General features: G+C 58.1%; 15 protein-coding genes. 9 read left to right on the forward strand and 6 right to left on the reverse strand.

All coding sequences use genetic code 11. The features are described 5' to 3' along the window. Positions 1–57: 57 nt before the first annotated feature. Positions 58–303 (reverse strand): hypothetical protein, encoded by a 246-nt coding sequence (locus N5J69_RS18750; RefSeq protein WP_013356609.1) that lies wholly within the window; start codon positions 301–303, stop codon positions 58–60. 71 nt (positions 304–374) lie between these two features. Next, on the reverse strand, positions 375–1280 hold the full coding sequence (locus tag N5J69_RS18755) for a LysR family transcriptional regulator (protein WP_279772143.1): 906 nt from the start codon (positions 1278–1280) through the stop codon (positions 375–377). Between the two features lie 104 nt (positions 1281–1384). On the opposite strand from N5J69_RS18755, the gene budA reads away from it, so the two are divergent. The 8 genes from budA to N5J69_RS18795 all read left to right on the forward strand — a co-directional run bounded on the left by budA (position 1385) and on the right by N5J69_RS18795 (position 9660). Further along, entirely contained in the window at positions 1385–2167 is a 783-nt protein-coding gene (gene budA, locus N5J69_RS18760; RefSeq protein ID WP_279772144.1) for an acetolactate decarboxylase, read from the forward strand. 14 nt (positions 2168–2181) lie between these two features. Beyond that, entirely contained in the window at positions 2182–3861 is a 1680-nt protein-coding gene (gene alsS / locus N5J69_RS18765; RefSeq protein WP_279772145.1) for an acetolactate synthase AlsS, read from the forward strand. A gap of 21 nt (positions 3862–3882) precedes the next feature. Then, positions 3883–4656 carry a (S)-acetoin forming diacetyl reductase gene (locus tag N5J69_RS18770; protein ID WP_279772175.1) on the forward strand — a complete coding sequence of 258 codons (774 nt, stop codon included), beginning with the start codon at positions 3883–3885 and terminating at the stop codon, positions 4654–4656. A gap of 205 nt (positions 4657–4861) precedes the next feature. Beyond that, on the forward strand, positions 4862–6313 hold the full coding sequence (locus tag N5J69_RS18775) for a flagellin (protein WP_279772146.1): 1452 nt from the start codon (positions 4862–4864) through the stop codon (positions 6311–6313). Between the two features lie 344 nt (positions 6314–6657). Continuing rightward, on the forward strand, positions 6658–7971 hold the full coding sequence (locus tag N5J69_RS18780) for a CitMHS family transporter (RefSeq protein ID WP_279772147.1): 1314 nt from the start codon (positions 6658–6660) through the stop codon (positions 7969–7971). 163 nt (positions 7972–8134) lie between these two features. Next, the gene (locus N5J69_RS18785; RefSeq protein ID WP_279772148.1) at positions 8135–8974 is read left to right on the forward strand and encodes an MBL fold metallo-hydrolase; all 840 of its coding nucleotides are present in this window, start codon (positions 8135–8137) and stop codon (positions 8972–8974) included. A gap of 183 nt (positions 8975–9157) precedes the next feature. After that, the gene (gene yefM / locus N5J69_RS18790) at positions 9158–9409 is read left to right on the forward strand and encodes a YoeB-YefM toxin-antitoxin system antitoxin YefM (protein WP_279772151.1); all 252 of its coding nucleotides are present in this window, start codon (positions 9158–9160) and stop codon (positions 9407–9409) included. Further along, positions 9406–9660, forward strand: coding sequence for a Txe/YoeB family addiction module toxin (locus tag N5J69_RS18795; protein WP_279772152.1), 255 nt, complete (start codon positions 9406–9408; stop codon positions 9658–9660). Before yefM ends, N5J69_RS18795 begins: the two co-directional genes overlap by 4 nt. Positions 9661–9728: 68 nt before the next feature. On the opposite strand, the gene N5J69_RS18800 is transcribed toward N5J69_RS18795, so the two are convergent. From N5J69_RS18800 to N5J69_RS18810, 3 genes are all read right to left on the reverse strand, one after another. After that, positions 9729–12266 (reverse strand): excinuclease ABC subunit UvrA, encoded by a 2538-nt coding sequence (locus N5J69_RS18800; protein WP_279772153.1) that lies wholly within the window; start codon positions 12264–12266, stop codon positions 9729–9731. Between the two features lie 317 nt (positions 12267–12583). After that, positions 12584–13969: a DUF2382 domain-containing protein gene (locus N5J69_RS18805; protein WP_279772154.1), complete on the reverse strand. Its 1386-nt coding sequence runs from the start codon at positions 13967–13969 to the stop codon at positions 12584–12586. A gap of 270 nt (positions 13970–14239) precedes the next feature. Next, positions 14240–14809, reverse strand: a complete 570-nt coding sequence (locus N5J69_RS18810) for a pyridoxamine 5'-phosphate oxidase family protein (protein ID WP_279772155.1) — start codon at positions 14807–14809, stop codon at positions 14240–14242. Between the two features lie 258 nt (positions 14810–15067). On the opposite strand from N5J69_RS18810, the gene N5J69_RS18815 reads away from it, so the two are divergent. Next, the gene (locus N5J69_RS18815; protein WP_279772156.1) at positions 15068–15646 is read left to right on the forward strand and encodes a GNAT family protein; all 579 of its coding nucleotides are present in this window, start codon (positions 15068–15070) and stop codon (positions 15644–15646) included. A 61-nt stretch (positions 15647–15707) separates the two neighbouring features. On the opposite strand, the gene N5J69_RS18820 is transcribed toward N5J69_RS18815, so the two are convergent. Next, positions 15708–17837 carry an EAL domain-containing protein gene (locus tag N5J69_RS18820; protein WP_279772157.1) on the reverse strand — a complete coding sequence of 710 codons (2130 nt, stop codon included), beginning with the start codon at positions 17835–17837 and terminating at the stop codon, positions 15708–15710. Positions 17838–18004 lie beyond the last annotated feature (167 nt).

Consider the following 18004-nt stretch of genomic DNA (forward strand, 5'->3'; position numbering starts at 1 on the left):
TCCGTTAAAATCATGCCCGGCGATCCCGGCAGAAAGCCGCGGGGTCGCCGGACGTATTCAGTTCATCACCTCGACCAGAATCAGCGGGCACTTTCTGACTTTGCAGGCCTGACTGTAGGCCAGCGAGCAGACCGAACAGAGGTCGCGCACGTCAGACTGGTACTCATACTCCATGAAATAGCGGAACTGGCCGCCCGCCGAGTCTGTTCTCCAGAATCGCTGCGGCTCCAGAATTTCATCCAGTTGCCTGAATGTCAGGGCTGACGGGTTGTGATACCCGACTCTTACGCGGTATGTAGTCATGAACCGATTATTGGCATCACGGCCCCAGGCCGCCAGCTGGTTATTGTTTTCAGTACAATAGCTGGCGCTTATCAACCCGCTTCGCCTGGTGTGGCCGGTGATTCCGCCAGCATCGCCAGCAGATGCAGCACCGCTTTGGACGGATGATGCCGACGCCAGGCAAAGGCTATATCGGTAAACAGCGTGTTGTTTTCGATATCACAGAAGCTCACTTCGGGGTTATCGACGCAGCGCATCGACGCCGGTACCAGCGCAATGCCACAGCCTGCCGCCACCATGCCCAGTGACGTCGTGATCTGCGGTGCCTGCTGGAAAGTGTGCCGTGAAAAGCCAGCCCGCAGGCAGGCTGTGACAATCAGCTCATACAAGCTTGGCGAGACATCTCGCGGGAAGATCACCAGGGTTTCACCCGCCAGTGCGGAGAGCGCCACGGTGGGTGTCCCGCTGAGGGGATGCGTGCGCGGCAGCGCAATTAGCATCTTTTCGGTGGAGATCACGCGCAGGTTAAACGCCTTGCTGCTTTCACACGGCAGCCGGATAAAGGCGGCATCCAGTAATCCCTCCTGCAGATCCTGCATCAGCAGCGCCATATTCTCTTCGCGGGTCAGCAGCTCCATCGCGGGATAACGTTCCGTGAACTGGCGGATCAGGGTGAAGATGCGCGGCGTAAACGCCACTGAGCTGGCAAACCCCAGCGACAGCTGACCACTGATGCCACGCGCAATACCGCGCGCATTTTCCAGCGCCTGATCGGCCAGTTGCACAATCTGCTGTGCATCCGCCAGAAACGCCTCACCCGCCTCGGTGAGTTCAACCCCGCGCGTCAGCCGCTTCAGCAACGGGGTGCCAATCTCCTGTTCCAGTCGCAGGATCTGCTGACTCAGCGGCGGCTGCGAAATCCCCAGCATTTCAGCGGCACGGGTGAAGTGAAGCGTCTCGGCTACGGCAACGAAATAACGCAGGTGGCGCAGTTCCATATCAAAAACGTCTCAAAGTTAACAGGTTTCGCTATTGGACCCACCGACTGAATCGGTTCACCATTAGGTTAACACGGCTTAACGGTTAATCGATGAGGCATCAAATGAGCAATTGTGTAACTGATTGTTCCTGTGAGGATCAACTAAAACATACTGTCCTGACACTTTCCCAGGATGCACCAGAAAGCGTTATCTATCAGACCTCTTTGATGAGTGCGCTGCTGAGCGGCGTTTATGACGGTAACGTCCGGATTGCCGACCTTCTGCGCAAAGGCGACTTCGGCCTGGGCACGTTCAACCGGCTGGATGGCGAAATGATAGCGTTCGACAGCAAGGTTTATCAGTTGCACTCAGATGGCAGCGCGCATCCGGCCGATCCGGCGCAAAAAACCCCGTTTGCGGTGATGACCTTTTTCAAACCGCAGCACCTGTTCGAGTTTGACCGGCCGATGTCCCGTGAGGCAATCCATCGGGTGATCGACAGTGAAATCACCTCCGATAACCAGTTCTGCGCGCTGCGCATCAGCGGCCGTTTCAGCCGCGTGGACACCCGCACCGTGCCATGTCAGTGCCGTCCCTATCGCTCCATGCCGGAAGTGCTGGGCGATCAGCCCACCTTTTCCTTCAGCCAGCGTGCGGGTGAACTGATTGGCTTCCGCACGCCGCAATACATGCAGGGCATTAACGTTGCGGGCTATCACGAACATTTTATTACCGACGACCGCGAAGGTGGCGGCCACATTCTCGACTATGCGCTGGAACAGGGCACCCTGACCTTTGGTGCCATCAGCAAGCTGGTCGTGGATTTACCGCAGGACAGTGACTTCTTAAATGCCGACCTGAACCCCGCCAATCTCGACGCCGCGATCCGTGCGGTAGAAAGCTAATCAGAGGAATGACGATGAAAACTCCAACCGATACCACACTCTGGACCTGCGGCGCTGACCTGGTGGTTGCCCAGCTTGAGGCGCAGGGCGTGCAGCACGTCTTTGGCATCCCCGGCGCAAAGATCGACAAGGTTTTTGACTCCCTGCTGGATTCCTCCATCCAGACTATCCCGGTTCGCCATGAAGCCAATGCCGCATTCATGGCCGCCGCAGTGGGCCGCCTTACCGGCAATGCAGGTGTTGCGCTGGTCACTTCCGGGCCTGGCTGCTCCAATCTGATCACCGGCATGGCCACCGCCACCAGCGAAGGCGATCCGGTCGTCGCCCTTGGCGGTCAGGTGAAACGCTCCGACAGCGCCAAGCAGGTTCATCAGAGCATGGACACGGTTTCAATGTTTCGTCCGATCACCAAATATGCGGTTGAGGTAACCGATCCCTCAGCGCTCTCTGAATGCCTGTCGAATGCCTTTCGTCACGCCGAGCATGGCCGGGGCGGCGGCGCTTTTATCAGCCTGCCGCAGGATATTGTCGACCAGCCGGTGACCGGCAAAGCGCTGAGCAGTAAAGGCCGTCCGGTGCTGGGTGCCGCGCCAGACGCGATGATCGACGCCGTCAGCCAGGCGATTGCCGGGGCTAAAAATCCGGTCATTCTGCTGGGATTAATGGCGAGCCAGCCAGAGAACAGCGAAGCGATTCACGATCTGCTCACCCGCAGCCACATCCCGGTCACCAGCACCTATCAGGCCGCAGGCGCCATCCGACAGGATCACTTCTCACGCTTCGCTGGCCGCGTCGGCCTGTTCAACAACCAGGCGGGTGACCGGCTGCTGCAACAGGCTGACCTGATCATCACCATCGGCTACAGCCCGGTAGAATATGAACCGGCGATGTGGAACAGCGGCAACGCCACCCTGATTCACATCGACGTCATACCCGCTGAGACCGACAACCGCTACCTGCCGGACGCCGAGCTGGTGGGCGATATCGCCGCCACGGTGCGTAAACTGGCGGCGCGCATTACCACACCCTTGCAGCTGACAGCGGAAGCAGCCAGCATTCTTGAGGATCGTCAGCAGCAGCGCAAACTGCTGGCGATGCAGGGTGCCAGCCTCAATCAGTTTGCCCTTCATCCGCTGCGTATCGTGCGTGCCATGCAGGACATCATTAACAGCGACGTCAGCCTCACCGTCGATATGGGCAGCTTCCACATCTGGATTGCCCGCTATCTCTACAGCTTCCGCGCCCGTCAGATCATGATCTCCAACGGTCAGCAGACCATGGGCGTGGCGCTGCCGTGGGCGATTGGGGCCTGGCTGGTCGATCCGCAGCGCAAAGTCGTCTCGGTGTCCGGCGACGGTGGCTTCCTGCAGTCCAGCATGGAACTGGAAACCGCCGTCCGGCTGAAAGCCAACATCCTGCACATCGTCTGGGTTGATAACGCCTACAACATGGTGGCCATGCAGGAAGAGAAAAAATATCACCGCGTCTCGGGCGTCAACTTTGGCCCGGTCGATTTCAAAGCCTACGCCGAAGCGTTTGGGGCAGCAGGCTTTGCGGTGACCAGCGCGGCAGAACTGGAGCCGACGCTGCGTAAAGCGATGGATGTTCAGGGACCTGCGGTGGTGGCTGTGCCGGTGGATTACGCCGACAACCCGCTGCTGATGGGCCAGCTGCATCTGAGCCAGCTTCTTTAATTTCACAAAAAGGACATCATGATGAAAAACAGAGTGGCATTTGTAACCGGCGCAGGCCAGGGCATTGGTGAAGCAATCGCCCTGCGTCTGGCAAAAGATGGGCTGGCTGTTGCCGTAGCCGACTTCAACCAGGAGACTGCCCGCCAGGTGGCGGAGAAGATTACCCGACAGGGCGGAAAAGCGATAGCCCTGAAAGTTGATGTCTCGCAGCGCGATCAGGTGATGGCAGCGGTAGACGAGGCGCGTCGTACGCTGGGCGGTTTTGACGTCATCGTTAACAACGCTGGTATTGCCCCCTCGACGCCGATTGCTGAGATCACGGAAGCGGTGGTCGACAAGGTTTACAACGTCAACGTCAAAGGCGTGATCTGGGGCATGCAGGCGGCGATCAAAGCATTTGAGGCAGAAGGCCACGGCGGCAAAATTATCAATGCCTGTTCGCAGGCCGGTCACGTCGGCAACCCGGAACTGGCCGTGTACAGCTCCAGTAAGTTTGCGGTTCGCGGCCTGACCCAGACCGCCGCGCGCGATCTGGCCCCGGCCGGCATCACGGTCAACGCCTTCTGCCCCGGCATTGTCAGAACGCCCATGTGGGAAGCGATCGACCGACAGATCTCTGAAGCCGCCGGAAAACCTGCCGGTTACGGTACAGCAGAGTTTGCGAAGCGCATCACGCTGGGACGTCTTTCTGAACCGGAAGATGTGGCCGCCTGCGTCGCCTACCTCGCCAGTCCGGACTCCGATTACATGACCGGTCAGTCGCTGTTGATTGACGGCGGCATGGTGTTTAACTGATCGGCCCTCGCCTGCTGCCTCTCTGTGCAGCAGGCACTTTTCCTGCTTTGACCGAACCGTTAATTTATTTTATCTGAAAAGCGGTTACCCATCAGCCGGTTGCCCTCTTTCCCGCGTATTGCCGCTGTTTTTGTTGCCGCAGAGATTAAAGCCGCTTATCAGCCTGCCGATAAAACAGAGACTCCTCTCCCTGTTCGAAGCGACCATGTTAACGATCAACCATAACGAAACCGCCGCGATTGCGAACACATTGCGGTACGGCACTGACTCTGTTCTGGGACGAACGGTTGAACGACTATCATCAGGGATGCGGATTAACAGTGCTAAAGATGACGCAGCGGGTCAGGCGATTGCCAACCGTATGACGGCCAATATCAATGCCGACGCGGTGGTGGCACGCGGCCTTAATGACGCCATCAGCTATTCCCAGACGGCCAGTGGCGGCCTGGGCAGTATCGTCAATCTGCTGGTTCAGGCGCGTGCGCTGTCGGTCCAGGCCGCTAACGGCACGCTGTCAGACGCGGATCGCCAGAGCGTCGATGGCCAGTATCAGCAGATCCTGGCTGGCATCAATGATGTCGCAGACCACACCGAGATTTTTGGGCGTTATCCGCTGGCAACCGACAATCCCGATCTGCCGCCTGCCAGACTGGGTAACGTTGATCCCATCAACGTTAAGTTTCCGGTGCCGGGCACCAGTTACTCGTTTACCTCGGGTGTGATCCCGCTGGCCTACATCCCGGCAGGCTCAACGTCAATCAGCATTACCATTGACTCACTGGGTCAGGATGACGATCTCCAGCTGTTTACCCGCGACGGTAAACACCTGGCCGGTACACCGCTGGACGGCAGTGCGCCTGATTACACCTGGGTCAGCAAGGGCATTACCGATGCGACGACGGCACAAACCCGCTTGCTGACCAGCAGTAACGGTTTTGCCACTGGCGCAACCTATGACGGCTCACAGCTGCTGGAAGGCGGGGCGAGCTGGGCGCTGGCAGGCAGTAACAGCGGCAGTTACAACGGGATGAACATCACCTACAGCGGTGACGGCGACCGTTATGAAGATGTCGCCAGCGGCGATTTCAACAACGGCACCAATACCGGCACCCGGCTGGAGCGCATTTCGCTGGACACCGTCAGCGAGGACCTGATTGTGGTGGTGGTGGGCAACGGCTCCTTCACCGGCAGTCTGACGTGGGGCAATCTGCCGCAGCCCAAAGGCGTGCCTGCAACGCCGCCGAATAAAAGTGAGCCGATGGAGGTGATCACCAGCGCCGATTACGGTCAGCCGATACAGTCGGATACCCTTCCGGCAACGCCATCGGACACCAAAACGCTGGGGTTAAACAACACCACGCTGCTGACCAGTGGCGGCATCTCAGCCACCATGAAAGCGCTCGATAAAGCGCTGGAGAAGATCAGCGGGTATCAGTCGCTCTACGGTGCAAAAATAAACCGTTACGAATCCAATCGTAATGTGTTGTCGCAGCAGGGCGTGGATACCGCCTCAGCACGCAGCCGGATTCAGGATGCAGACTATGCGGAAGAAGCGAGTCAGCTGGCACGCAGCCAGATCATCCAGCAGGGGCAGACAGCCGTCAGCAAGATGGCAAATAAAACCCCTGAAATGATCATCCAGCTGCTCGGCAGCTAACGCCCTAAACCGGCTGAGCGTTCTCGCTCAGCCGCATTCCTGCAGCGCTTATCACGCATCGCCCTCCCCCGGAGTCTGGCTCGTCATGGCCCGACGTGCCGGGTTACGCTTTTGTGCCTTTTGATCTCAGTCACACAAACTCGTTTAAGATTCGTTTAAAGATGATCGTGATCACCCTTCTTTGTTAAAGAAATGCTAAATCCTGCCAACACTTTATTATCATCCTGCAGTACAGGGTTAATTAAAACAACAGGTTAATTGTTACCACGCTAACTAATTACCTGAATTTTCCTGGCTTCATGTTACTTTTTCATTACTTTTACGCCATTGTGAGGGCTGCTAATTTGCTGACGATTCTGGGTTTTTCCATGGTTGTTTGCTTCATGTATCTGATCATGACCAAACGCATGTCAGCCTTAATTGCGCTGATCCTGATACCAACCATATTTGCGCTGATTGGCGGGTTTTACGCGGGACTGGGGGCCATGATGCTGGATGGCGTCAAAAAGCTGGCCCCAACCGGCGTGATGCTGACCTTCTCCATTCTCTATTTTGGTCTGATGATCGATGCCGGATTGTTTGACCCGCTGGTCCGCTTTATTCTCCGGCTGGTGCGCGGCGATCCCCTGAAAGTGCTGGTCGGTACTGCGGTGCTGACGCTACTGGTTTCACTGGATGGCGACAGCTCGACCACCTATATGATCGCTATCGCCGCCTTCCTGCCACTCTATCACCGGCTGGGCATGAACGTGCTGATGATGACCTGTCTGGTCAACCTCGCCAGCGGCATCATGAACCTCTCCCCCTGGGGTGGCCCGACGGCGCGTGCCGCTGCGGCACTGCGCATTGACGCCCTCGACATCTTTATTCCGATGCTGCCAGCAATGCTGCTCGCCTGCGTCAGCCTGGTGGCGATGGCGGTGCTGTTTGGCCTGCGTGAGCGTAAGCGGTTAGGTGTGATGACCATGAAAGATCACCATCTCGACAACATCGAGCTGGGTCTGGGCGATGCCGAAGAGTGCGCCGCCAACCGCCGTCCTAAGATGTTCTGGCCTAACTTCATCCTGACCACTGTTCTGCTGGTGCTGCTGGTGGTGGGGTTAATGCCCATTCAGATCCTGTTTATGCTGGCGTTTGCCATTGCGGTGATGCTCAACTATCCCACGCTGGAGGAGCAAAAAGCACGCATCAGCTCTCACGCCGGTAACGTGCTGGCGGTGACCGCGCTGATTTTTGCCGCCGGTATCTTCACCGGGATTCTCTCCGGCACCGGCATGGTGGATGCGATGGCGAAGAGCCTGCTGGCGGTTATCCCGCCCAGCTTCGGGCCTTATCTGGCGGTGTTTACCGCGCTGGTCAGCCTGCCGTTCACCTTCTTTATGTCGAACGATGCCTTTTACTTCGGCATTCTGCCGGTTATCGCGCAGACGGCGGCCAGCTACGGCATTACCGCAGAAGAGATTGCCCGTGCGTCCATTGTCGGCCAGCCGTTCCACCTGCTGAGCCCGCTGGTGCCGTCAGTCTACCTGCTGGTGGGTCTGGCGAAAGTTGATATCGGTGACCATCAGCGCTTTGCCATCAAGTGGGGTATCCTGGTCAGTCTGGTGCTGATGGCAGGCGGTCTGCTGACCGGTGCTTTCCCGCTGTTCCACAGTTAATCCTCTGCTTTATGGCGGATAACCGGCAATTTTGCCCGGTTATCCGCTTCACCGCTCCGCCTACTGTTTCAACCCTCTCTACACTCTATAGCCAGGCTGAAGTGCTGCGCGCCGGACAGGCCGTAGTCGCTCAGCAATGTTGCCGATGACCTATGGAGGCCCGATGAAAATTCACCACCTGAACTGTGGCTGTATGTGTCCGCTGGGCGGCGCGTTCTATGATGGATTCAGTAAAGGCCTGAAGGCACATCTGGTCTGTCACTGTCTGCTGATTGAGACTGACCGCGACGGGCTGGTGCTGGTGGATACCGGTTTTGGCCGCCAGGATATCCACGCGCCCGGCAGTCGCCTCTCCGGCTTTTTCCGCGCATTAAACAACATCCAGCGGCGTGACGATCTCACCGCGCTGTCACAGGTTAAGGCGCTGGGATTCCGCGCTGAAGATGTGCGGCATATTATTCTGACCCATCTCGATTTTGATCATGCAGGCGGACTGACCGATTTTCCGCAGGCGCGCATCCATCTGTTGCAGCAGGAGGTCGACACCGCCCATCAGCGTCATAGCTGGCTGTCACGGGAGCGTTATCGTCCCGGACAATGGGGCGGGATCAGCACCTGGGAGACCTATCAGCCTCAGGGGGAGACATGGTTTGGTTTTGAGGCGGTTAACCGCCTGCGGGCGTTACCGCCGGAGATTCTGCTGGTGCCGCTGGCAGGCCACACGCCGGGTCATGCGGGTATCGCGATTCAGCAACCCGACGGCTGGCTGTTGCACGGCGGGGATGCCTGGTTCTACCGCGGCGAAATGCGACAGCAGACGCGCCACTGCACGCCGGGACTGCGCTTTTACCAGTGGATGATGGGCATGGATAACGTGGCCAGACGACACAATCAGCAGCGTCTGCGTGAGCTCTCCTGCCAGCACGGCAGCGAGATAACCTTTTTCTGCAGTCACGATGCTCGCGAGCTGGATGCGTTGCAGGTGAATACGCCACTGCGCTGATGAAATGGCGTGGCAATCAGGAAATCCGCCTCAGGACGATGCCGTTCCGTTCTGCACCGGCGACGCCACGCCCCCGGAGCTTCCCGCGCCTCATCACCCTCAGACGCCCTGCTTCATCACACAATCTTCCCAGGCAATACAAATCATTGTACAATGATTTGTATTGCCTGCTAAGGAGGTTTTATGAGAACAATCAGTTACAGCGAAGCCCGACAGAATCTGTCTGCTACGATGGTGCAGACGGTTGAAGATAAAGCGCCCGTGTTGATCACCCGTCAGAACGGTGAATCCTGCGTGCTGATGTCGCTGGAAGAATATAACTCACTGGAAGAGACGGCCTACCTGCTGCGGTCGCCGAAGAATGCGCGCAGGTTGATGGATTCTATTGAAAGCCTGCAAAGCGGCAACGGAACAGACAGGGATTTGATTGAGTGAAACTGACCTGGTCCGCTGAAGCCTGGGAAGATTATCTCTACTGGCAGGATACCGATAAAAAAACCGTTAAAAAGATCAACGAGCTGCTGAAAGATGCCAGCAGGACACCGTTTGAAGGCAAGGGAAAACCCGAACCGCTCAGGCATAATCTTGCCGGTTTCTGGTCACGCAGAATCTCGGCAGAACACCGGCTGGTGTATGCCGTCAGTCAGGATGCGCTTTTAATCGCCTCATGCCGTTATCATTACTGATGGGCTCAGGATCCTCGCCCTGGGCCCTTCCACTGCACCGGTTTACGCGGCGTAAGCTTCTGCCCCGATTACTCTGGGTCGCCTGCCCTTTTTTTCAGCTGTGCGAGAAGCCAGGGGGCTGTCAGACTTTCTGCCGTTGTGCTGACCGCGTCCGGCGTACCGGATGAGACAATTTTTCCCCCCTTAAGCCCTGAACCGGGTCCCAGATCAATCACCCAGTCCGCCTCTGCCACAATGCGCATCGTGTGTTCTGCCATCACGACGGTGTGACCGCGTGTCACCAGTTCATCCAGCACAATCAGCAGCTTGTCCATATCGGCGGGGTGGAGTCCTGTTGACGGTTCATCAAGCAGATAAAGCGTGGAGGTCCGCTGAACGCGTTGCAGTTCCCAGGCGAGCTTGATGCGCTGACACTCACCGCCGGAGAGTTCCGTGGCGGGCTGACCGAGCGTCAGGTATCCCAGCCCCAGCGCGCGCAATGCCGACAGCGAACGCTCTATCCCGTCATACCCCCTGAACACCTCAGTGGCGTCGTCGACGGTGAGATCCAGCACATCCGCTATCGTCAGTTGGTTCCACTTCACCGCCAGCGTTTCCGGGTTATAGCGGCTTCCCGCGCAGACTGAGCAGGTTGCGGTGGCGCTGGGCATAAAGAGCAGCTCAATCGAAATCTGTCCCTGTCCCTCACAGGCAGGACAGCGCCCGGCTGGCAGGTTGAAGGAAAACCGGCTGGCACTGAAGCCTTTCGCTTTCGCCGCAGGGGTCTCGGCAAACAGCCTGCGGACGATGTCGAAAAATCCGGTGTAGGTGGCCAGATTGGAGCGTGGCGTCCGCCCGATAGGACGCTGATCGATTCTGACCAGTCGGCCTATGGCGTCATTTCCGCTGACAACCTGACCTTTGACGTCCGGCACCGGATCCTCTTCCTCACCCTCATCACTGTCAGGTGTGCTGTCAAAACGGCCGAGCAATTCCGGCAGCACGCGATTCAGCAGCGTCGATTTGCCGGAGCCGGACACGCCGGTAATGGCTGTCATTCTCGCCAGCGGAATGGCGAAATCTGCGCCGGTAATATTGTTGCAATGAACCTGCTCAAGCCTGAGCCAGTTCTCAGCGGTCTGACGCTGGCGCAGGCCGGTGTAGCGCTGCGAGAAGAGATAGCCTGAGGTTGGTGACGCGCTGACGTCTTTCAGGCCTGCCGGTTCGCCGTTATAAACAATTTCACCGCCATGCGTTCCCGGACCGGGGCCGACCTCAACCAGCCAGTCCGCCTCGGCAATGAGATCAATGTTATGTTCAACAACCACCAGCGAGTTACCTGCACGCACCAGGGATTTCAGCGACGCGAGCAGCGATTTAACATCATCGGGATGCAGTCCGGCTGAAGGCTCGTCCAGCACATACAGCACGCCAAACAGCCGGGAAATCAGCTGAGTGGCAAGACGCACGCGCTGCAGCTCGCCGGATGAAAGCAGCGTAGTGCGGCGTCCCGGTGCCAGGTGTCCCAGACCCAGCGTCTCCAGCTGCTCCAGGCGCATGCAGATGTCCGATGCCATCCTGATAACCGCCTCACGCAGCGCCGCCTCGGCAGGCAGATCGGGCGATGCGCCGCCCGCATAAGGCCTGAGCCGTTCAGCAAGCTCTGACACCGACAGCGCGCTCAGGCTGGCAATGTCTTCACCGGCAAAGGTCACGGACAGCGCATCCCGGTTTAATCTTTTACCGTGGCACGCAGAGCAGGGCGTGACCGTCACAAAGCGTGCCAGCCGCTTCTTCGTCGTCTCGCTGCCACCGGAATAACTCTGCAACACGATGCGGGCTGCACTGGTGTAGGTGCCGGTATAGGCAGGCGCTTCGCCAGCCGCTAACGCCTTTTCACGCTGCTCCGCGTTCAGCCCCATAAAAATCGGCACCGAGGGCTGCTCGTCAGTCAGCAGTATCCACTGCTGATCGCGGGCTGAAAGCGAATGCCAGGGCGCATCGACATCGTAGCCGAGCGTCTCAAGAATGCTTCGCAGGTTTTTGTTATGCCAGCCTCTGGGCCATGAGGCGATAGCACCCTGACGGATGCTCAGCGAGTCATCCGGTACCATCGCCTCGGTTCTGACGGTATGCACGCGTCCCAGCCCCTGGCAATGCGGACAGGCACCTTTGGGATTGTTGGGCGAGAAATAATCGGCGGTCATAAAGGGCACACCGTCGGGCCTTGTGCCCGCACGGGAAAACAGCAGCCGCAGCGTGACGGAAATTCGGGTGAGGCTGCCCACCGTTGAGCGCTCCTGCGCGCCAGCCCGGCTCTGCTGAAGCGCCACCGCAGGCGGGAGTCCGTCGATGTTGTCCACATCCGGCGCAGCCGCCTGATCGATCAGGCGACGGGCATGCGGTGAAACCGACTCGATAAACCGGCGCTGCGCTTCTGCATAGAGGGTATCAAAGGCCAGTGAGGATTTCCCGGAGCCTGACACCCCGGTAAACACCACCATGGCATTGCGGGGAAACCGCAGCGAAATGTCCCTGAGATTATGGGTTCTTGCACCCTGTACCGAGACATAAGGATCAATGTGCTCATCAGCGCGGTAAGTTTCGGCGTTGTGTTGTTCTGTCATGATGTCCCTGTTTAATAAAGTACGGCAGATTAACGATCGCCTGCCGCTAATGACGGAAAAATTGCAGAGGCTGACCCGGCGTCCGGGCTATCCGGCCCGTTCCGGGACAGAAACATCAGCAAGGGTAGTCAGGGATCGCGGTGTTCACAACGCAGGGATAGGATTCAGGACTCGCCAGCGGCTGCAGGTGGTGCGTGCGGAACAGTAAACATTTAAGGTGATGCCGCGTCGGAGATATCCTTCACGAGGTAGCCTGAACGCAAAAACCCGTCAGAGACGGGTTTCAGGTCTGAAAGTGAACAATCACCGTTAAAGCATTACGGCTTTTTAAACTTGTCTTCGACCTTCTCTTTTGCTTCGGCGATTTTATCCCCGGCTTTTTCCGCGAATCCCTCTTTGTGCGCGGGCGCACTGCCTGGCGTCACCGGATGGGTATCGTCGCGGGTACGGGCATGGTCAATGTCCACTTCCTGACGACGTACCGAATCATTGATGGTTTCGACCCGATCGCTGGCCTCTTTACGCAACACGACCTCTTCAATGATCTGCGCGGTTTTATTGACGACCGGCTGCTCATGCGTCTCTTCCACTTCAACCGTTTTCTCAGACCAGTCAACCGAATCCGGTGACCCCGTTTGATTCACCGGACGGCGGAAGATTTCGGCATGCTGCTCATGCAGGGAGACATTTTCTGACACCCGATCGGTGACAGTGTAGCGACGGACGCGTGTTGAACCTTCGCTGACCAGCCGTTTGCCCACGTCCAGGCGCTCTTCGGCCAGACGCAGCACATCCTCGTCACTCTCATCACCGGTCAGGGCAGTACGGGCAGCGCCGCGCTGAGCAGGATCGGTCAGCAGCGGATCGACGGCCCCTTTATCCTGAAGCGTTCCCCTGACGGGCGCAGACAGGCCATGATCGGTAGCATTGTCGTCAGGCCGTGCGGCACTGCGATCCGTCAGCTCTTCATGCGCATCCAGAATGCCCAGTGCGCGCGGGAGCTCATCCTCATCGGCCCGCAGCGACAGCACCACACCACCGGTGCGCATCGCGTCTTCATAAACTTCGGCCTGATCCTCTTCCAGCGTATTGCCAAACAGGCGCTGCCAGAAGCCAGGGTGACGGGCTTCATGTCCTTCGGTGCGCAACCGGTCACCCGAGATGATATCAATGTCATCATCCAGGAACCCGGCCTTGATCAGGTTACGCTTTGCACCTTCTGCCAGAGGGAGATTGCTGAACATTGTTACGATCGTTTCACGCGCCATGTTGTGTTCCTCGGTGATGGATTCGGACGGCTCCGAACAGGGTATGCGGGTCAGATGGGCGTGCTGTCGGCGCAGGGAAACCGTCTGTTCGGTCTCCTCCTCGCTGACAACCCGGCGAATGTGCCACTCCTCTTTCAGCACCAGATGACGGACGATCTCGATCTCTTCTTCGACAATCGGAATGATCAGGACGCCATTTTCTTCACGGATCGCAGGCATCTCAGCCAGCCGCTCCGATTTAGGAATGCGTTTAATGTCCGCCGTCTGCTGCCGACGCATCAGCGCAATCTTCTGCTGATGTTCAGTGACCTGGCGGGTGACCCTGACATGCCCGTCGATGACGCGCTGTTTCAGGACCTCAACGGTTTCCTCCGCCAGACTTAACACCTGTTCGCTACCCTCTGCCCCTGGTTTTTCAGGAGGTTGATTGTTCATGGTTAACCTGCCTGTCATACAGAGCGATCATTTGTACTGCCCCAGACCCTGAGCATAAGTCACTGCTTTACGGGTAGTTAAAGCCTGGCACAAACAGGGGTAAAGAAAAGAAAAAAGCAGAAATATGCCGCGATATGAAGATAACATGGCGCTAAAATCAGATAACCGATGCGGCAGATAAAAAGAGGCAGACAGGATAAATCACAGTGAAATCTCTTTTCGGGTGCGTAAAACGGCAGTGATCAGGCATTAACCAGGCCTGGCCTCAGGTCAGGGGTGAATCCACCCGCTTTCCTGCTGCTCGCCACTGGCCGGATAACGAAACAGGGCGCGCTGATTTTCATTGCGCTGAAGCTGATACGCATCCAGCACGCTGACCTGCACCATCACTACGCCAAAACGCGATTCGCCAGCCTCCACCGCCGTCGCATCAGGTGTCTCGTTAAGCGTTGCCAGCGCTTCACCCGGTGGGCCGCCGTTATACGTCTGGCGCGTGTGCCGGGGCAATGCACGCCAGGCGTCACGGGCAATAGCACTTCCCGCAGCATAACATTCAACCTGCCCGGCCAGCCGCAGCTGCAAACGACGCTGGTGGCAATATCCCAGCACGGTGACCTGTGGGTTCGCCGCCATCTCCAGCCACTTCGGGCTGCGCACATCGGTATGAAAGGTCAGTATCCGGCGGGCATCATCGCACTTGCGCAATACCACAGTGCGAGCCTGGGGGTGTCGGGCAGCATCAACCGTAGCAAGCGTCAGATAACGAAATCCGGCCTGTGGATCGGCGGCAGCCTCTGCCAGTGCTCTCCAGGCGTCAGCTTCAAACGTTTTCAGATCCATTGGAAATTACTCTTATCGGGGTCAATGTCAGCATCTGGCTAAAAGCGTAGCAATGATGTGAGCAGATGCGCCAGTTCAGCCGCAGCATGAAAAAATGATCCGCGAAACCCGAGGTCGCCGCGCAATACCGGAGCAAGGAAAGAGATCAGCAGGATTGCGTAACGCCTCGCAACGTCGTGAACGTGCGTCCCGCCAGTCTGCCGCGTTGTGCTATTTTTGCGCCATCACTTACCGTTTCGTTCCGCAGGAGATTGCACGATGTCTGCTGACATGCCCGCTGAAGCTCAGCCAGAAATGCCTTTTGACGTCACCTCGCCGCGCCTGACCTATCGGCCACTGCGCGAGGCGGACTGGCCTTTTTATCTTGCGGTCAGTCAGGACAGGTCTGTGATGAAGTACATCAGCGATCCGCGCAGCGCTGAAGAGATCCGAACCCGCTCATTCGATGTACGCCTGCCAGCCTGGTACAGGGGCTGCACACACTGGCTTTGCCTGGTCATAGAGGAGAAATCGACGGGCCTTCCGGCGGGCTTCTGCGGGTTTATCGATCGCGGAGACGGTATTGCGGAGTCTGGTTTTATGCTGGCCGCAGACGCACAGGGCAAAGGCTACGGCAGCGAGTCGTTGCGTGCCATCATCGCGTTTTGCTTTGCGCAACAGGCTTACCGCAAAATGACCGCAACGGTGACGGCAGGAAACGAGGCCTCGCGCCGCACGCTGCTCGCAGCGGGGTTTGTTCAGGAAGGGACACTGCGGGAGAATTACTTTCTTGATGGTCAGTGGCAGGATGACTGGGTTTTCGGATTACTGAAACAGGATTACCGGCCCGCACGCTGACCCCGACCGGCAACCGAACAGGCGTTGATTGCCTCCTCTTCGGTTACCCTGTTCAGGGGGTTCAGCGTGAGGTGACATCGTAACCGCTGGCAGCGACAGAAGGAGAATGCTCCTCCCCACAGAGCATCGCCTCAAAGTCAGCCGGTGTCATCGGCCGACACAGACCATTGCCCTGCATGATGTTGCATCCGGCTGTCTTCACGAAGGCTGCCTGCTCGTTGTCTTCGACCCCTTCAGCAGCCACATGAATACCCAGGCTTTTGCCGAGCGCGGTGATTGCCCGGAACATCATGCGCACCCGCATGCTGGAGCCCAGCTCGTGCGTCAGCGATTTATCGATTTTGAAACCCGCAACAAAGCTGTGGCGCAGCAGGTTAATGGCCCCCAGCGTGCGTCCGTAATGATCGATAACGAATGAAGCACCGGTCCGGCGCACCGCGTCAAGCTGAACCGGCATATCCTGCACCAGCACAGCCAGCAGTGGCTCGTCCACTTCCAGCTCAACAAAACCGGCATCGCCGCCCGCACTCTCGCGTATGACGGTTTCCAGGCTGTTTACGGTCAGCTGACGCGGAAACAGATTGATGCTGACGCGAAGCTCAGGCGATCGCACCTGCCACTGCCGCACCTGTGCCAGGGCCGTGCGGATGATCCATTCGCCCAGTGTGATGGAAAGCGGGCTTTTAACCAGCATGCCGATGAAGTCAGCAGGCAACAGGAGTCCGCGTGTCGGGTGCTGCCAGCGCACCAGCGTTTCGCAGCCAACCAGCTTTCCGCTTTCCACGTCGAAGCGCGGCTGATAGTAAAGCGTGAACTGCTGCTGCCGCACCGCCGTTTCCAGCTCGCGCTCAAAGCGGCGGCGCTGCTGCTCCGCTTCACGGAACGCGGGCATAAACAGAATACTGCAGCCTTTTCCTGACGCTTTCGCACGGTAGAGCGCCAGATCGGCAGCGGACATGACCGAAGAGGGATCGCGGCCGTGTTCAGGGTAAGAAGCGATGCCGGTGCTGGCACCGACCACAACCGGCGAATCGTGATAGCGGAACGGCGTCTGTACGGCCGCAATCAATTTTTCTGCCGTGACGGCGGCCTCTTCGCTGCCGCCCGCCAGCAGGATCACAAATTCATCGCCCCCCAGGCGGGCCGCCGTCACGGCACCTGCGCATACCGCGCGAATCTGTTCGGCAACATGACACAGCAGCGCATCACCTGCGGCATGGCCCAGCGTATCGTTAACCTCTTTAAACCCATCCAGATCGGTCATCAGTAACGTATAGGGAACGCCCGCTTTCGTCAGCAGCCCGACCTGATCCATGAACGCACTGCGGCTGGCGAGTCGCGTCAGCATATCCAGAGAAGCCAGCTCACAGAGTCGCGCCTCACTTTCATAGCGGGCCGTGACGTCGCGGATGATCATGCCGACCAGCCGCTCGCCCTCTTCACGCCAGCCCGAAAATGAGACTTCTGCCGGGAATTCCCGGCCGTCACGCGTGACACCCCATATCTGCAATGAGCGTGGATGCGAGATAGCCGCTTCGTCAGAGGTTATCCGGGCCAGTTCACTCCGGTAGTCAGTCTGGCAGCGCGCCGGAATCAGCTCGCTGATGTACTGGCCTCTCATCTCCTCTGCACTGTAGCCGAACAGCGCCGTGGCAGCCGGGTTCCAGAAGGTGATGCCGCGTCGCAGGTCGGTGCAGACGATGGCGTCGGGGGACGTGGATGAGATTGCCTGGAGCCGCTGCTGACTGGTGTAGCGCAGCAACTCCAGACGATGCATCTCCATGCGATCCATCACCAGCGCAGCAATATCGGTCAGATGCTTCCGGTCCTCTGCCGTCAGCGGCTCTCGCGGATGACTGTCAGTCAGACAGACGGTGCCAATGTGATGGCCATCCGGCGTCGTGAGGGGAATGCCTGCGTAAAAGCGGATAAAGGGGTAGCCGAGAACCAGTGGACTGTCGCGGAAGCGCGGATCGTTCAGCGTATCGGGCACGCAGAGGATGTTGCCCTGCACCAGCGTATGGTGGCAGAAGGCGACATTGCGCGACGTACCGGAAATATTTAAACCGTAGCGTGAGGCGAAGAACTGCCGCTTTTCATCAATCAGCGACACAAACGCAACCGGCACCCGGAACAGTCGTGCGGCAAGCGTGGTAAGACGATCCAGCGCATCCGTCGGCGGCGAATCCATCAGATGATACTGCTTAAGGGCGTCAAGGCGGGCCGCCTCGGCATCATGATAAACTGGACGTTTCAGCGTAACTTCCCTCTGATGTTATCTGCTGTGGCCGGCATGACGCAGCATTAAGAGGACACGTTCAATCAGACAGGACGCGCAGAATCTGCTGCCGCCCCGCT

It is taken from the genome of Pantoea sp. GD03673, from assembly GCF_029844725.1.
In the GTDB taxonomy this organism is placed as follows: Bacteria; Pseudomonadota; Gammaproteobacteria; order Enterobacterales; family Enterobacteriaceae; genus Pantoea.

Bases quoted from the DNA above. Each gene is read 5' to 3' on its own strand.
- N5J69_RS18750 (WP_013356609.1), bottom strand. From the start codon at position 303: ATGACTACATACCGCGTAAGAGTCGGGTATCACAACCCGTCAGCCCTG.
- N5J69_RS18755 (WP_279772143.1), bottom strand. From the start codon at position 1,280: ATGGAACTGCGCCACCTGCGTTATTTCGTTGCCGTAGCCGAGACGCTT.
- budA (WP_279772144.1), top strand. From the start codon at position 1,385: ATGAGCAATTGTGTAACTGATTGTTCCTGTGAGGATCAACTAAAACAT.
- alsS (WP_279772145.1), top strand. From the start codon at position 2,182: ATGAAAACTCCAACCGATACCACACTCTGGACCTGCGGCGCTGACCTG.
- N5J69_RS18770 (WP_279772175.1), top strand. From the start codon at position 3,883: ATGAAAAACAGAGTGGCATTTGTAACCGGCGCAGGCCAGGGCATTGGT.
- N5J69_RS18775 (WP_279772146.1), top strand. From the start codon at position 4,862: ATGTTAACGATCAACCATAACGAAACCGCCGCGATTGCGAACACATTG.
- N5J69_RS18785 (WP_279772148.1), top strand. From the start codon at position 8,135: ATGAAAATTCACCACCTGAACTGTGGCTGTATGTGTCCGCTGGGCGGC.
- yefM (WP_279772151.1), top strand. From the start codon at position 9,158: ATGAGAACAATCAGTTACAGCGAAGCCCGACAGAATCTGTCTGCTACG.
- N5J69_RS18800 (WP_279772153.1), bottom strand. From the start codon at position 12,266: ATGACAGAACAACACAACGCCGAAACTTACCGCGCTGATGAGCACATT.
- N5J69_RS18805 (WP_279772154.1), bottom strand. From the start codon at position 13,969: ATGAACAATCAACCTCCTGAAAAACCAGGGGCAGAGGGTAGCGAACAG.
- N5J69_RS18810 (WP_279772155.1), bottom strand. From the start codon at position 14,809: ATGGATCTGAAAACGTTTGAAGCTGACGCCTGGAGAGCACTGGCAGAG.
- N5J69_RS18815 (WP_279772156.1), top strand. From the start codon at position 15,068: ATGTCTGCTGACATGCCCGCTGAAGCTCAGCCAGAAATGCCTTTTGAC.
- N5J69_RS18820 (WP_279772157.1), bottom strand. From the start codon at position 17,837: ATGGATTCGCCGCCGACGGATGCGCTGGATCGTCTTACCACGCTTGCC.